The sequence below is a fragment of the Corallococcus aberystwythensis genome, assembly GCF_003612165.1.
GTDB classification, from domain to species: domain Bacteria; phylum Myxococcota; class Myxococcia; order Myxococcales; family Myxococcaceae; genus Corallococcus; species Corallococcus aberystwythensis.
The window spans coordinates 30,326-44,414 of the sequence record NZ_RAWK01000043.1; the positions used below are offsets into that span (position 1 = coordinate 30,326).

A 14,089-nucleotide genomic window follows, 5' to 3' on the forward strand; every position below is an offset into this window, starting at 1 on the left:
CCCCGGTCCACCGCCCGCGAAGGTCCCCTGCGCTCAGCGGTGCCGCACGCCATGCCGGAAGCAGTCCACCGTGTGGTCGTCCACGATGCCCGTGGCCTGCATCCACGCATAGACGATGACCGGCCCCACGAACTTGAAGCCGCGCTGCTTGAAGGCCTTCGCGTACGCCTCCGACAGCTCCGTCTTCGCCGGCACGTCGCCCCGGCCCTTCCAGGTGTTGCGAAGGGGCTTCCCGCCCGCCATGCCCCAGACGAACGTGGAGAAGTCCTCGCCCGCCTCCTGCATCTTCAAGTACGCGCGCGCGTTGCCGATGGTGGCTTCAATCTTCGCGCGCGCCCGGACGATGCCCTCGTCCGCCATCAGGTGCGTGACGTCTTCTTCCGTGAAGCGCGCCACCCGCTTCGGGTCGAAGCCCTTGAACGCCTTCCGGAAGGCCTCGCGCTTGCGCAGGATGACAATCCAGGCGAGCCCCGCCTGGAAGCCCTCCAGCATCAACATCTCCCAGAGCGCGCGGCTGTCGCGCACCGGCACGCCCCACTCCTCGTCGTGGTAGGTCTGATACAGCGGATCATTGCCTGCCCAGAAACACCGCTGCTTCATCCGCGCTCCCATGGCCATGGACCGTTTCAACCCGGCCGGGTCAGCAGCGCGAACAGGCCGTCGCTCCACAACCGGCCGCGCAGCCCGGGCACGAACCGCTGCCAGTACACGCTGCTGCGGGGAATCCGCCCGGGCAGCGGATAGTCGAAGTCGATGGACTGGAAGCCCGCCTCCACCGCCATGCGCCGCGCGTCCAGCTCCGTGATGGGGGTGATGTGCCCCGAGTCCCGGTAGTCCGCTTCGCAGAACGCGGGGAAGTAGCCCCGGACCAGGAAGGACAGCCGCGCCGTCAGGCTGTCGTTGTTGGGCGTGGTGAAGAAGAGGTGGCCTCCGGGCTTGAGCACCCGGAAGGCCTCCTTCACGAAGTGGCGCGGGTTGGCCAGGTGCTCCAGCACCTCGATGGCGAACACCCAGTCCACCGACGCGTCGCCCCACGGCAGTGCGTCCCGGGACACGTCGCGCTGCTGGAACTCCACGCCCGGCAGGCGGCTGGCGCCCGCGTCGTGGATGTCCGTGCTGAGGATGCGCTCGACGGCCGCGTTCTGTCGCAGCCGGCGGATCCACCCGCCACTGCCCGAGCCCACGTCCAGCACCACGCCAGACGCCCGCTGCCCCGCCACGCTCCAGGCCGCGTCCCGCAGCGGCTCCGGGGACAGCCCCTCCTGACGCTGCGCGTAGGCGGCGGCGTCGTGGCCCATCGGTCCCGCGCTGTCTCTTGCTCCTGGCTTCATGCGTGGGGAGTCTACCTTTCGAACCATTGGGATGCGCAGGTGAAGGACCCGGCTATCATCCGCGCGCCAGGTGCGACCGGGAGGCACGGCATGGGACAGGAAGTGGATGTCATCGTCGTGGGCGGAGGGCTCGCCGGGCTTGTCGCCGCGACGGAGCTCGCGGACGCGGGCAAGCGCGTCGCCGTGGTGGACCAGGAGGGGCCGCAGAACCTGGGCGGCCAGGCGTTCTGGTCGTTCGGCGGCCTGTTCCTCGTGGACTCGCCCGAGCAGCGGCGCATGGGCATCAAGGACTCGCACGAGCTCGCGCTGGTGGACTGGCTGGGCACCGCGGGCTTCGACCGCGAGGAGGACCACTGGCCGCGCCAGTGGGCGGAGGCCTTCGTCGCCTTCGCCGCGGGCGAGATGCGCCCCTGGCTCGTCCAGCAGGGCATGAGCTGGTTCCCCGTGGTGGGCTGGGCGGAGCGCGGCGGCTACGGCGCCGTGGGCCACGGCAACTCCGTCCCCCGCTTCCACGTCACCTGGGGCACCGGCCCCGGCGTGCTGGAGCCCTTCGTGCGCCGGGCCAAGGCCGCCGAGGCCAAGGGCGCCCTCACCTTCTACTTCCGCCACCGCGTGGACGAGCTGCTCACGCAGAACGGCGCGGTGGTGGGCGTGCGCGGCATGCGGCTGGAGGCCACGGACGTCCCGCGCGGCGCCAGCAGCTCGCGCGTGACGGTGGGCGACTTCGAGCTGCGCGCGAGCGCGGTCATCGTCACGTCCGGCGGCATTGGCGGCAACCACGAGCTGGTCCGCAAGGCCTGGCCCCAGCGCATGGGCCCCGCGCCGAAGTTCATGATCCAAGGCGTCCCCGACCACGTGGACGGCCGGATGATCGCCATCACGGAGGCCGTGGGCGGACGGCTCATCAACCGCGACCGCATGTGGCACTACACGGAGGGCCTGCGCAACTGGAGCCCCATCTGGCCCCGGCACGGCATCCGCATCCTGCCGGGCCCCAGCTCGCTGTGGCTGGACGCCACCGGCAAGCGCCTGCCGCCGCCGCTGTTCCCCGGCTTCGACACGCTGGGCACGCTGGAGCACATCGCGAAGACGGGCCACGAGCACACCTGGTTCATCCTCAACCAGTGGATCATCAAGAAGGAGTTCGCGCTCTCCGGTTCGGAGCAGAACCCGGACCTCACCGGCAAGGACTGGCTGGGCGTGCTCAACCGCGCCGTGGGCAAGAAGGCCATGGGCCCGGTGGAGGCCTTCAAGGAGAAGGGCGAGGACTTCGTCGTCTCCAACAACCTGCGCGACCTGGTCGCCGGGATGAACGCGAAGACGGACACCCCGCTCCTGGACTTCGCCACGGTGGAGCGGGAGGTGAAGGCCCGCGACCTGCAGATGGACAACCCCTTCAGCAAGGACCTGCAGCTGGCCGCCATCCGACAGGCGCGCAACTACCGGGGCGACAAGCTGGTGCGCACCGCGAAGCTCCACCGCATCCTGGACCCCAAGGCGGGGCCGCTCATCGGCGTGAAGCTGAACATCCTCACGCGCAAGACGCTGGGCGGCTTCGAGACCGACCTCCAGGGCCGCGTCTTCAACGCCCGGGGACAGACCATCCCCGGGCTCTACGCGGCGGGCGAGGTGGCCGGCTTCGGAGGCGGTGGCGTCCACGGCTACCGCGCCCTGGAAGGCACGTTCCTGGGCGGCTGCATCTTCTCCGGCCGCGCGGCGGGACGGGCCGCCGCGGGAAGCGTGTAGGCCTCAAGCCGTGGCCTGGAAGGGCCACGGCGTGGGGCGCATCCCCGCCGCCCAGTTGTCGTGCCGGCCGTCCCAGTACCCGAAGGTGAGCAGCGACGGGTCCACGTCATCCAGCGTGTTGACGTAGATGGAGACGAACTTCCCACCCAGCTCCGGGACGTCGCCATCGCCGAAGCACACGACACCGCAGCGCCCGCAGAAGCTGCGGGTGTTGGGGCTGCCGTCGCGCCCGTACTTCTTGAGGGCCTCCTGGCCCTTCAGGAGCCGGAAGGCGTCCGGCTTCATCCCCGCGCCGCCGCCGTAGCCGTACTTCATGCAGATGGTGCAGTTGCAGCGGGTCACGCCCGCCAGGTCCACGGTGGCCTCGTAACGCACGGCGCCACACAGGCAGCCGCCCGCGTAGGTGTGCAGGCCGCGCTGGGCAGGGGTCTTCAGCTGGGTGTCGGTCTGGGTCATGGCGATTTCTCCGGTGCCGCGTTGAGGGAACGCAATCAATGTCGCCCCGGGCCGTGACAGCCTTATGTCAGGTTTGTCGCCTTCCGCTGTTGAACCCCGGGAGGCCTGCGCCAGAGTTCCCCTGTCCACCGTTTCCGGAGGCCGCATGCACGTCTGGAAGTCCCTGTCCCGTCTCCTCGCGCCCACGCTGCTCCTGCCCCTGCTGGGGGCCGCGCCGCCCGCCGCCGTGCCCGCCGCGAAGCCGGCCCCGGCCGTGACCCGGCCGTCGAAGCAGTACTCGGTGGAGCAGTTCATGGGGTCCACGGTGGTCATGGCCCCGGTCTTCACCTCGGACGGCAAGCAGCTGCTCTTCTCGTCGAACGCGTCCGGCATCTTCAACGTCCACAGCGTGCCGGTGGGCGGGGGCAAGCCCACCGCGCTGACGCGCTCGAAGACGGACAGCATCCGCGTCGTCGGCGTCTTCCCGCGCGACAACCGCTTCCTCTTCGAGCGCGACAAGGGCGGCGATGAGCAGACGCACGTCTTCGTGCGCACGCCGGACGGCAAGGAGAAGGACCTCACGCCCATGAAGAAGGGCGTCGCCCACTTCCTGGGCTTCAGCCGGGACGACAGCGCGTTCTACATCACCACCAACGAGCGCGACCCGGGCGCCATGGACGTGTACCGCCATGACGCGAAGACGTACGCGCGCACGCTGCTGGCCCAGAACGACAAGGGGTTCGGCGTCGCTGGCGTGGCCCCGGACGAGAGCTGGGTGGCGCTGGAGGAGGCGGTCACCACGTCGGACGGCAACGTGTGGCGCTACGACGTCGCGACGAAGACGCTGAAGAACCTCACGCCCCACACGGGCACGGCCAGCTACCGCGTGGGGGACATCCACCCCGTCACCGGGGAGCTGTACGTCATCACGGACGACGGCTCGGAGTTCGCCCGCGTGGTGCGCCCGGCGAAGGAGGCCGGCAAGTGGGAGGAGGTGGAGAAGGCGGACTGGGACATCATCGCCACCGAATTCTCGCGCTCGGGGGCGTTCCGCGTCTCCCTCATCAACGTGAACGCCGGCATCGAGGTGCGCCTGCACGACGTCAAGGCCGGGACGCAGGTTCCGCTGACGCAGCTCCCCGCCGGGATGATCTCCGAAGCCATCTTCTCCCGTGACGAGAAGCAGCTGGCGGTCCTGCTGGAGACGGACCGCTCCTCCGCGAACCTCTACGTCCAGGACCTGGCCACGAAGAAGACCACGCGCGTGACGGACACGATGAGCCGCGAGCTCGACTCCGAGGATCTGGTGGAAGCGCAGGTGGTGCGCTTCAAGTCCTTCGACGGGATGGAGATCCCCAACCTGCTCTTCAAGCCGCACCAGGCCACGGCGCAGAACAAGGCGCCCGCCATCGTCTACGTGCACGGCGGCCCGGGCGGAGAGACGACCCGGGGCTACAACGACTTCGTCCAGTACCTGGTGAACCACGGCTACGTGGTGCTGGGCATCAACAACCGGGGCAGCGCGGGCTACGGCAAGGCGTTCTTCAAGGCGGACGACCAGAAGCACGGCAAGGATCCGCTGCGCGACTGCGTGGAGGCGCGCAAGTACCTGGCCAGCCTGCCGTACGTGGACGGCTCTCGCGTGGCCATCCTCGGCGGCAGCTACGGCGGCTACATGGTGCTGGCGGCGCTCGCCTTCCACCCGGACGCCTTCGACGTGGGCGTGGACGTCTTCGGCGTGTCCAACTGGCTGCGCACGCTCAAGAGCATGCCGCCCGAGTGGGGCGCCTTCCGTCAGGCCATGATGCAGGAGATAGGCGACCCGGAGAAGCAGGAGGCGATGCTCAAGGAGATCTCCCCCCTCTTCCACGCGGACAAGATCAAGAAGCCGTTGTTCGTGGTCCAGGGCGCCAACGACCCGCGCGTCCTCCAGGCGGAGTCGGACGACATCGTCGCGGCGGTGAAGAAGAACGGCGTCCCCGTGGAGTACCTGCTGCTCCCCGACGAGGGCCACGGCTTCAAGAAGAAGAAGAACGAGGCGGAGGTGGACCGGCGCACCCTGGAGTTCCTCAACCGCCACCTCAAGCCCGCCACCGCGACGGCCCCCAAGCCCTGAGGGCGTGAGCGCTCAGCGGCGGCGGCGCGAGGGGGCCCTGGGAGCGGGAGGGGCCTCCGTCGCCGCCTCCGCTTCGCCCAGGCCGGTTCGCGCGACGGCGGCCAGCAGGTCGCGCAGCGCGGAGGCCTGGGTGTCGCCCACGGCGCGCTCGAAGTCGGCCTGGGCGCGCAGCCAGAGGGGCCGGGCCTTGCGGTAGACGCCCTGCCCTTCCGGGGTGATGGCGACGGCGCGCTGACGCCGGTCGGTGCGGCCCACCTCCAGCACCACGAAGCCGTCCTTCAACAGGGGCCGGAGGTTGTGGGTGAGCGTGGAGGGGTCCATGACGAGCTGCTCCGCCAGCGCGTTCACGGTCAGCGGTCCCTGGGCCTGGACGCGCTGGAGGATGGAGTACTGCGTTGTCCGGATGCCGCTGGGCGCGAGCACCTGATCATAGAACTGCGTGACGTGGCGGCTGGCCTGCCGCAGCGCCAGACAGTTGCACGGGGTGCGCTGGAGGTCGTCTTGGGACATCGCGGTGGGGAAGTATAGGCGGGCGGGGCGGCCATTCGAACGGCCTCACTCCACGCCTGTCAGCACGACCTTGCCCACCGTGTTGCGCCCCTCCAGCTGCCGGTGGGCCTCCTCGGCGCGGGACAGCGGCAGCGCCAGGCCCACCACGATGCGCAGGCGCTTCGCCACGACCTCCGCCAGCAGCGCCTCACGTGCACGGCGCTGCACGTCCGGAGGCGTGGGGGTGCGCAGCCAGTAGGCCCCCACGGTGAGCGACTTCGCGTAGAGCGACTCCACCTCCACGTGCGGAGGATGGCCGCTGGCGTTGCCGTAGCTCACCAGATGGCCGAAGGGCGCCAGCGCGTCCATGCTGGCCTTCCAGGTGCTCGCGCCCACGGAGTCCAGCACGCGCTCCACGCCGCGCCCCTGCGTCAGCTCGCGCACGCTCGCGGCGACGTCCTCCTGGTCGTAGCGGATGACCGCGTCCGCGCCCACGTCCCGCGCGAGCTTCGCCTTCGCCTCGCCGGACACCGTGCCGATGACCCGCGCGCCCGCCGCCTTCGCGAGCTGCACCGCGAGCAGCCCCACGCCTCCAGCCGCCGCGTGGACGAGCACCGTCTGCCCCGCCTCCACGCGCCCCACGGTGTGCACCACGTGGTACGCCGTCAGCCCCTGCACCAGCAGCGCGGCGGCCTCCGCGAACGACACCTCCGGCGGCAACACCAGCAGCTCCTCCACCGGCGCGAGCGCCGCCTCCGCGTAGGCCTCCTTCGTCAGGGCGACCACGCGGCGGCCCACCCACGCCGCGTCCACGCCCGGGCCCACCGCGCGCACCACGCCCGCGGCCTCGCTGCCCAGGATGCGCGGCAGGGGCACCTGGGCGTCGTACAGCCCCCGGCGGCGCTCGGTGTCCGCGAAGTTCACGCCCGCGGCATGGACCCGCAAGAGGACTTCACCCGGCCCGGGCACGGGCTCTGGCGCGTCCTCCCAACGGAGGACCTCCGGCCCTCCCAGCTGGTGGTAGCGGATGGCTTTCATGCGCGGAGTCCTAACGTCCGCCCTGCTTGCCTGTCAGGACTGAATTTCCGCCGCCGTCGCTGGGAGCGAAAGGAGCGGTCCCGATGCGCCAGGCGAAGCAGTCCCCGATGAACCTCAAGCACCTGAACCCTTCCGGTCACGGCATCGACGCGGCCTCGCGTCCCAGCCCGGCGGCCGCTCCTTCCACGTGCCGCTGGCAGGACTTCGCGTCCTTTCGCCTCGCCTCGCCCGGCTCCTGAAGGCGCCCTGCCCCGTCCCCGACGCGGCATGGCCCTCGAAGGCCGGGCTCCCTTCACGGGGACCCGGCCTTCTTCACGTCCAGGCTCCGCTCACCTTCCGCTGTCCACCCATAGGCCGCGCACCGGGTGCCGTCTGGACTCCAAATCCGGGCGAGCAGGGTTCGACTCCCTGGCGGCCTGTCCCGCCCGAAAGGCCCCGTGTCATGGAAACGCTGGTGCTGAGCCAGTCCTATGAACCTGTCGCACGCATCCCCTGGCAACGCGCCGTCATGCTGCTCGTGCAGGGCAAGGTGGAGGTCGTCGAGGAGTACGAGGACCGCGTCATCCGCTCGGTGACGGTGGAGCTGCGCATGCCGTCCGTCATCCGCTTCGTGCGCGCTCTGTGGAAGGGCCCGCGCGGCGTGCGCTTCAGCCGCGAGAACGTCTACCAGCGCGACCAGTGCCGCTGCCAGTACTGCGGCCACAAGGTGACCCGTCCGGAGGCGACGTACGACCACGTCCTGCCGCGCGCGCAGGGTGGCCGCACCAGCTGGGAGAACATCGTCATCGCCTGCGTGCCCTGCAATCAGAAGAAGGGCAACCGCACCCCGGCCCAGGCGCGCATGACGCTGCGCACCGTGCCCGCGAAGCCGAAGCGGCTGCCGGACGCCCTGGTCGTTTCGTTCCTCGTGGAGAAGGGCCTGCCCCTGTCCTGGCGCAAGTTCCTGAGGGACGTGGCCTACTGGCACACGGAGCTGGAAGCGTGAGGTCACGGCCCGCGGAATGGGCCGGGACTTCGCTTCCGCGCCGCAACGGTTAGAGTGCCGCACGTCGAGGGGGCGTTCCGGACCACACCATGGCGACGAGGAAGAACGAAGACCAGGAGCGGCTCATCGACCGCGACCTCACCGCGATGGCGCGCGAGGGCAAGCTGCCCGCCGCCCACGGCGTGGACACCGCCGTGACGGAGGTGCTGGGGCTGCTGGCGCGCGGAGGCAAGCACCCGCTGCTGGCGGGCGAGCCCGGCGTGGGCAAGAGCGCGCTCGTGCAGGAGGTGGCCCGCCGCATCGCAGAAGGGCGCGTGGACGGGGACCTGGCCCATGCGCGGCTCGTGGAGGTGTCCGTCGCGAACATCCTGGCGCGCAGCACCCAGCGCCAGGCCGCGGAGTCCTTCGAGGAGCTGCTCATCCACCTGGGCCGCCACCCCTGCCCCATCGTCTACATCCGCGACCTGCCGGTGGCCCTGGGCGGCCCCCTGGCCCCGGTGGCCGTGCGCGCGCTGCGCACCGGCGGCCTGCGCTTCATCTTCGAGACCGAACCCAAGCGCGTGCAGGAACTGCTGCGCGCCGACGAGGCCCTGGCCGAACGGCTCCACCTGCTGCCCCTCCACGAGCCGCCGCTGGAGAAGGCGCGCTGGATTGTCGGCCGCGTGGCGGAGGAGCTGGAGCGCGAGCTGCGGCTGCCCATCGACCCGGCCGCGTGCGACCTGGCGCTGCGCCTGTCCGCGAAGTTCCTCCTGGCGCAGCACATGCCGCGCAAGGCGATTGAGCTGCTCAAGGAGACGGCGGCGGAGGCCGCGGGCGTGGCGCGCGACCACGTGGGGCCGGAGGACGTGCTCACCCGCTTCTGCGCCGCCACGCGCCTGCCCCGCTTCGTCGTGGACGACGCGATGCCGCTGGACCTGGAGGAGACGGAGCGCTTCTTCGGGGAGCGGCTGCTCGGCCAGATGGACGCGGTGGCCGCGGTGCTGCGCTCGGTGGCGCTGCTCAAGGCGGGGCTCAACGACCCGCGCCGCCCCCTGGGCGTGTTCCTCTTCGCCGGACCCACGGGCGTGGGCAAGACGCAGCTGGCGAAGCTGCTGGCGGAGTACCTCTTCGGATCCGCGGACAGGCTGGTGCGCCTCAACATGGCGGACTACCCCAACGACGGCGATGAGAGCGTCCCCTTCGGCGCGTCGTGGGCACCCGCGCTGGAGACGCGGCGCGGGGAGCTGTCCGCGCTGCTCGACGGCAAGGTGTTCACCGTGCTGCTGCTGGACGAGTTCGAGAAGGCCGCGCGCAGCGTGCACGACCGGTTCCTCCAGCTCTTCGACGAGGGCACCTTCGTCAACGGCGCGGGCGAAGCGGTGTCGTGCAACAACACGCTCATCGTGGCCACGTCCAACGTGGGCTCGGAGGTGTACCGCGAGGCGGGCCTGGGCTTCGCCGCGCACAAGCGCGCGGAGGAGCAGGTGTCGGAGGTGGACCGCCGCATCGCGGAGGCCTTCCGTCCGGAGTTCCTCAACCGCTTCGACGCCATCTGCCACTTCCGTCCGCTGTCGCGCGTGGACATCCGCAAGATTGCCCAGCGCGAGGTGGGCCGTGTGCTGGAGCGCGAGGGCATCCGCGCCCGCGCCCTGGACGTGGAAGTGACACCGGAGGTGGTGGACCGGCTGGTGGAGCGTGGCTATTCGCCGCAGTTCGGCGCGCGCTACCTGCAGCGTGAAATCGAGAAGACGCTCACCGCGGCGCTCGCGGTGGAGATTGCCCGCAGGCCGCTGCCGCCCGGCACGCCCGTGCGCGTGGAGTCCCGTCCCGGAGGCCGCGTGGTCGCGGTCGCGGAGCCGGTGCCACCTCCCCGCGAGGTGACGGCGCAGCTGCTCTTGCCCACGCCGAAGGCCGCGGCGGTGAAGCGCCGGTTGGACCGCAAGTCGCTGCTGATTGAGATGGACCGGCTGGTGGGCCGCGCCCGCTCGCTCGCGGTGTCCACGGGACGGCCGGAGCTGGAGGAGCGCCGCGCCGCGCTGCTCGCGGAGACGCAGGCGCCCAACCTCTGGGACGACCCGCTGCGAGCGGCGGACGTCATCCGTGCCTTCCGCACGGTGGAGGCGCAGCTGGGAGAGCTGGACCGCCTGGAGGCCGCATGCCAGTTCGGGCGGCGGCTGGTGCGCGAGGCGAAGAACGAGGTGCAGCTCGGCTCCGCCGCGAAGCAGGTGGAGGAGGTCGCGCGCGAGGTCCAGATGGCGGAAGCGCTGCGAGCATCGGGCGCCACGCCGTTGGACAACGAGGCGCTGGTGGACATCTGCGCCAGCGACACGTCGGAACTCCAGGACGCGTGGGTGCAGGAGCTGGCCACCATGTACCTGGGCTGGGCACAGCGCCGGGGCTACGAGGCCACCGCCGTCGCGGAGGCGGATGCCCCCACGCGCGTGGTGGTGCGCATCGCCGGGCCGGGCGCGTACGGCTTCCTCGCGGGCGAGACGGGGCTGCACCGCCGCCTGGAGGACGAGAAGCGTCAGCGCGCGTACGTGCGCGTGCACCGGGGCGGACCGCTGGAGGAGGTGGAGCGGGAGCTGCTGGTGCTGGAGGGCCGGCCGGTGAAGAGCCGCGAGGGGGAGTACCTCCAGCGCGTGCGCAACGAAGTCACCGCGAAGGACGAAGCCACGGGCCGCGTGCTCACGCTCATTGGCGCCGGGGAGCTGGACGAGCTCAAGGGCATCGCCGCGCGCGTCGTCGCCGGCCAGGGCGCCAGCACCGACGAGGCCCGCCGCTACTTCCTGGGCCGTGGCGCGCGCGTGGAGGACCCGCGCACGGGCGCCGGCACCCCGCGAGTGAAGGACGTGATGCGCGGCGAACTGGACGTGTTCATCGCCGCGTGGATCTCCCGGTCGCCGCCGGAGTCCTCCACCCCGCTCTCCTGAGCCGGCTGGAGGGGAAGCGCTCCTCGCGCGCGGAGCCCCCGGCGCGCGGCGCGAGGCCCCCTCGCCGCGCATGCAAGGTCAGGGCAGGTAGCCGCGTGCCACGCCCAGGCGCATGGCCTCCGCGAGCACGTCCAGTCCCTGCGCGGTGTTGATGCGAGAATGGGACGTCGTGCCGCTGACCACCTGCACGGCCCCGCCCAGCACGAACGGAAGGGGGCGGCGCCCCAGCCGCAACAGCCGCTCGTCGTAGTAGGCGGCCGGGGCGCTCTCACGCAGCAGTCGCGCCAGCGTCACCATGTTCGCGGTGCGCGACGGCTGCATCGCGGGTCCCAGGCAGGAGAAGTCGAAGCCCACCTCCGGCAGCACGGCGCCCCGTCCGTCACGGTCGAAGACAAAGACGGCCTGCGACGTCTCCTCCGAGGAACCACGCACGCTCTTCTCCGCCGTCTTCGTCATCTTCAGGCCGCCCGTGACGAGGGCCGCGCCCAGCGCCACCTTCGTCGTCTTCTCCGTGTGCTCGCTCTGCGTGCGAAGGGACGAAGCGCCCCGGAGGATGACCGTCACGTCCTCCCAGGCCATGGATAGCGGCGTGCCCGCGCGAGGCGTGAACGTCGCCTGCGCGGCACCGAACGTCACGGTGCGTGCCGTGACACGCTCCGCGACCTCCGACTCGTCGATGGCGAGCGCCGCGAGCCCCGCGTCCTGAAGGGTCTTCACCAGCGCATCCGCTGCATCAGGAGCCAGGCGTGCGAGCAGGGCGGGAGGCTCCGGGGCCAGCCGCATGCGTGCCTCCGCCGGGGCCATGCCCGCCGCGGCGGCGAGCACCTGGGCTGCTTCTGGAACCTCACCTGCGGGACGAACGAGCGCGACGATCTTCATGGCGTTTCCCACCCCTGGCACCGAGCGCCGCCATCCTCGCGCGAAAGCAGGGTGGCGCGCATCCGAACCCAGGGGCGGCCGGGACATTCCCCGGGCTCAGTCGAGCAGCCGCGGGTTGCGCAGCAGCAGCACCCCGGCCTGCACCGTGGCGGTATAGCCATTGAGCTTGCCGGTGCGCACCAGCTCGCTCACGTCGCGCACGCCGGTCTCCGCGATGACGCGGTCCACCACGCCCTCGCCCTGGTTGTACGCCGCGAGCGCCAGCCGCCAGTCGCCGTAGCGCGCATACAGCGCCTGGAAGAGGGCCGCGGCGGCCTCCGTCTCACGCGCCACGTCCAGCCGCTCGTCGCGCCCCGCCTCCACCTTCAAGCCGTAGCGGCGCGCAGTCTCCGGGATGAACATCCACACGCCCGCCCCCCGCTGCCCCGGCGCCATCGACGGCTCACGGGACGTCTCCTGCAGGTTGCTCACCGCCGACTCCACCATCGCCACCGCGACCAGCTCCTCCGGCAGGGAGCGTGAGCGCAGCGTGCCCGTCATCGCCTCGCGGTGCGACTGGAGGTTCGCCAGCGCCTTGCGCATGAAGTCGCGGCCCTTCTGCGTGGTGACGAACTTGTTCAACTGCTCCAGCACGGCGGCATCCACCACCACGGGCAGGTTCCCCTCCTTCTGCCCGGCTTCCGCCAGCGAGCGCGCCTCCGCCATCGACACCGTGCGCCCCCGCGCCGTGCCCTGGGCCCACAACGCCAGCGGCGCGAGCACCAACGCCAGCGACAACGACAGACCCAGGGTGCGAACAGAGCTGCGGGGACGGGGTTGGAACAACATGTGGATCCTCCTGACGGTGGGGTGGGACATGCCGGTGACACCGGCGGGAAGAGAGAAAGAACCCGGGACCCGCAGCGACGCCTGCAACAGGCACCGCGCATACGCATCCGCGGACACGTGCTTCACGGTGACGAGCGCCTCGTCACAGGCCAGCTCCTGACGCTCCGCCAACCACCGCGAGAACGCCCGGGCGAACGGATTCCAGAAGAAGGCGCTGTCGAACCCCAGCCGCGCGTACGCGAGCACCGTGTCCCGCTGCCGGTGGTGTTGCAGCTCGTGCCGCACCGTGAGCCGGAGCGCCTCCGCGTCCTCCAGCACCGCGGCGGGCACCACCACCCACGCGCCACCACCGGGGAACCACACGGAGAACGCCCCTTCCTCCGCGTCGCCCAGCACCACGCGCACCCGGCCCACGCGGCGAAGCACGGGCAGCGACTCCAGCTTCCGCCACAAGCGCGCGTACCGGCGCAGGTTCCACGCCAGGCCCCCCAGCGCCCCCACGCCCAACAACCCCATTCCGAGCAACGCTCCCGGCAGCCCCGTGTCCGAAGCCGGCGCCCCCGGCACGGCGCCGCGCACGGGCCGCGCTTCGACAGGCGCCAGCGGCGCGGCGTAGCTCATCAACGAACGCTCGACCGTGAAGAGCGGCGCCGACGGCATCCACTCGCGCACCGCGAGCGCCACGAATGGCAACAGCACCGCCAGCCCCAGCGTCACCCGCCCCACGCGCAGCGTCTGCCGCGCGGCCAGCCTCCGCTCCATCCCCAGCGCCAGCACCGCGCGCAGGAGCCCGAAGCCCACCGCCACCAGCGCCGCCGCCGTGAGGTACGCGGCCAGCACGTCCCGGAACGTGGCGCTCATCCCCGGCCTCCCTTGCGGCCCAGCAGCTTGCGGATCTGCTCCACCTCCTCCGCCGACAGCGGCACCGCCTCCACCAGCCGCGCCACGAGCGACGAAGGCGTCCCGTCGAACACCGTCGCCACCAGGTGGCGCACGCTCTGGGCCTCGTAGGCCTCGCGCGACAGCCGCGCCGAGTACAGGTGCCCCCGTCCCTCCTTGCGGCTGTGCACCACGCCCTTCTGCTCCAGGATGCGCAGCACCGTGGACACCGACGTGTAGGCCAGCTTGCGCTCCGGCGGCAGCGCCGCGAGCACGTCCGCCACGCTCACCTCCCCCATCCTCCACACCAGCTGCATCAGCTCCAGCTCCACCGGCGTGAGCGGCTTGGACTCCTCGGCGGACGGCGACTTGCTCACGGCACGGCCTCCCCGGCTTCGAACTAAAGCCTTAGTTCCAATACAACTAAGCCTTTAGTTTGAGTCCGTCAAGC

Annotated in this window: 13 protein-coding genes; 5 read left to right on the forward strand and 8 right to left on the reverse strand. The window is 71.2% G+C overall.

Features of this window, described 5'->3' with window-relative positions; all coding sequences use genetic code 11:
- Positions 1-33 precede the first annotated feature (33 nt).
- Positions 34-618: a DNA-3-methyladenine glycosylase I gene (locus D7W81_RS09450; protein ID WP_244227090.1), complete on the reverse strand. Its 585-nt coding sequence runs from the start codon at positions 616-618 to the stop codon at positions 34-36.
- Positions 619-626: 8 nt separating this feature from the next.
- Positions 627-1,298 (reverse strand): class I SAM-dependent methyltransferase, encoded by a 672-nt coding sequence (locus D7W81_RS09455; protein WP_158621506.1) that lies wholly within the window; start codon positions 1,296-1,298, stop codon positions 627-629.
- A gap of 123 nt (positions 1,299-1,421) precedes the next feature.
- On the opposite strand from D7W81_RS09455, the gene D7W81_RS09460 reads away from it, so the two are divergent.
- Positions 1,422-3,077: an FAD-binding dehydrogenase gene (locus D7W81_RS09460; protein ID WP_120555009.1), complete on the forward strand. Its 1,656-nt coding sequence runs from the start codon at positions 1,422-1,424 to the stop codon at positions 3,075-3,077.
- 3 nt (positions 3,078-3,080) lie between these two features.
- On the opposite strand, the gene D7W81_RS09465 is transcribed toward D7W81_RS09460, so the two are convergent.
- Positions 3,081-3,533 (reverse strand): GFA family protein, encoded by a 453-nt coding sequence (locus D7W81_RS09465; RefSeq protein ID WP_120555010.1) that lies wholly within the window; start codon positions 3,531-3,533, stop codon positions 3,081-3,083.
- 145 nt (positions 3,534-3,678) lie between these two features.
- Here D7W81_RS09465 and D7W81_RS09470 point away from each other — a divergent pair, with 145 nt between their 5' ends.
- Positions 3,679-5,628: a S9 family peptidase gene (locus D7W81_RS09470; protein WP_120555011.1), complete on the forward strand. Its 1,950-nt coding sequence runs from the start codon at positions 3,679-3,681 to the stop codon at positions 5,626-5,628.
- 12 nt (positions 5,629-5,640) lie between these two features.
- On the opposite strand, the gene D7W81_RS09475 is transcribed toward D7W81_RS09470, so the two are convergent.
- Both D7W81_RS09475 and D7W81_RS09480 read right to left on the reverse strand, forming a co-directional pair.
- Positions 5,641-6,138, reverse strand: coding sequence for a MarR family winged helix-turn-helix transcriptional regulator (locus D7W81_RS09475; protein ID WP_120555012.1), 498 nt, complete (start codon positions 6,136-6,138; stop codon positions 5,641-5,643).
- 45 nt (positions 6,139-6,183) lie between these two features.
- Complete coding sequence (locus D7W81_RS09480; protein ID WP_120555013.1) at positions 6,184-7,155, reverse strand: quinone oxidoreductase family protein; 972 nt, start codon at positions 7,153-7,155, stop codon at positions 6,184-6,186.
- A gap of 83 nt (positions 7,156-7,238) precedes the next feature.
- On the opposite strand from D7W81_RS09480, the gene D7W81_RS42290 reads away from it, so the two are divergent.
- The 3 genes from D7W81_RS42290 (at position 7,239) to D7W81_RS09490 (ending at position 11,052) form a co-directional block, all read left to right on the forward strand.
- Complete coding sequence (locus tag D7W81_RS42290; RefSeq protein ID WP_158621508.1) at positions 7,239-7,394, forward strand: hypothetical protein; 156 nt, start codon at positions 7,239-7,241, stop codon at positions 7,392-7,394.
- A 203-nt stretch (positions 7,395-7,597) separates the two neighbouring features.
- Positions 7,598-8,140 (forward strand): HNH endonuclease, encoded by a 543-nt coding sequence (locus tag D7W81_RS09485; RefSeq protein WP_120555014.1) that lies wholly within the window; start codon positions 7,598-7,600, stop codon positions 8,138-8,140.
- Positions 8,141-8,229: 89 nt separating this feature from the next.
- Complete coding sequence (locus tag D7W81_RS09490) at positions 8,230-11,052, forward strand: AAA family ATPase (protein WP_120555015.1); 2,823 nt, start codon at positions 8,230-8,232, stop codon at positions 11,050-11,052.
- Between the two features lie 78 nt (positions 11,053-11,130).
- On the opposite strand, the gene D7W81_RS09495 is transcribed toward D7W81_RS09490, so the two are convergent.
- The 3 genes from D7W81_RS09495 to D7W81_RS09505 form a co-directional block, all read right to left on the reverse strand.
- Positions 11,131-11,931 (reverse strand): hypothetical protein, encoded by an 801-nt coding sequence (locus D7W81_RS09495; protein ID WP_120555016.1) that lies wholly within the window; start codon positions 11,929-11,931, stop codon positions 11,131-11,133.
- 96 nt (positions 11,932-12,027) lie between these two features.
- Positions 12,028-13,620, reverse strand: coding sequence for a M56 and MltD domain-containing protein (locus tag D7W81_RS09500; RefSeq protein WP_120555017.1), 1,593 nt, complete (start codon positions 13,618-13,620; stop codon positions 12,028-12,030).
- The gene (locus D7W81_RS09505) at positions 13,617-14,015 is read right to left on the reverse strand and encodes a BlaI/MecI/CopY family transcriptional regulator (protein WP_120555018.1); all 399 of its coding nucleotides are present in this window, start codon (positions 14,013-14,015) and stop codon (positions 13,617-13,619) included. The genes D7W81_RS09500 and D7W81_RS09505 overlap by 4 nt, the downstream gene beginning before the upstream one ends.
- Between the last annotated feature and the right edge of the window lie 74 nt (positions 14,016-14,089).

Excerpts from the sequence above, each read along its gene's own strand:
- D7W81_RS09490 (WP_120555015.1), top strand. The coding sequence starts at position 8,230 with ATGGCGACGAGGAAGAACGAAGACCAGGAGCGGCTCATCGACCGCGAC.
- D7W81_RS09500 (WP_120555017.1), bottom strand. The coding sequence starts at position 13,620 with ATGAGCGCCACGTTCCGGGACGTGCTGGCCGCGTACCTCACGGCGGCG.
- D7W81_RS09450 (WP_244227090.1), bottom strand. The coding sequence starts at position 618 with ATGGCCATGGGAGCGCGGATGAAGCAGCGGTGTTTCTGGGCAGGCAAT.
- D7W81_RS09495 (WP_120555016.1), bottom strand. The coding sequence starts at position 11,931 with ATGAAGATCGTCGCGCTCGTTCGTCCCGCAGGTGAGGTTCCAGAAGCA.
- D7W81_RS09475 (WP_120555012.1), bottom strand. The coding sequence starts at position 6,138 with ATGTCCCAAGACGACCTCCAGCGCACCCCGTGCAACTGTCTGGCGCTG.
- D7W81_RS09480 (WP_120555013.1), bottom strand. The coding sequence starts at position 7,155 with ATGAAAGCCATCCGCTACCACCAGCTGGGAGGGCCGGAGGTCCTCCGT.
- D7W81_RS09455 (WP_158621506.1), bottom strand. The coding sequence starts at position 1,298 with ATGGGCCACGACGCCGCCGCCTACGCGCAGCGTCAGGAGGGGCTGTCC.
- D7W81_RS09465 (WP_120555010.1), bottom strand. The coding sequence starts at position 3,533 with ATGACCCAGACCGACACCCAGCTGAAGACCCCTGCCCAGCGCGGCCTG.
- D7W81_RS09460 (WP_120555009.1), top strand. The coding sequence starts at position 1,422 with ATGGGACAGGAAGTGGATGTCATCGTCGTGGGCGGAGGGCTCGCCGGG.
- D7W81_RS09470 (WP_120555011.1), top strand. The coding sequence starts at position 3,679 with ATGCACGTCTGGAAGTCCCTGTCCCGTCTCCTCGCGCCCACGCTGCTC.
- D7W81_RS42290 (WP_158621508.1), top strand. The coding sequence starts at position 7,239 with ATGCGCCAGGCGAAGCAGTCCCCGATGAACCTCAAGCACCTGAACCCT.
- D7W81_RS09485 (WP_120555014.1), top strand. The coding sequence starts at position 7,598 with ATGGAAACGCTGGTGCTGAGCCAGTCCTATGAACCTGTCGCACGCATC.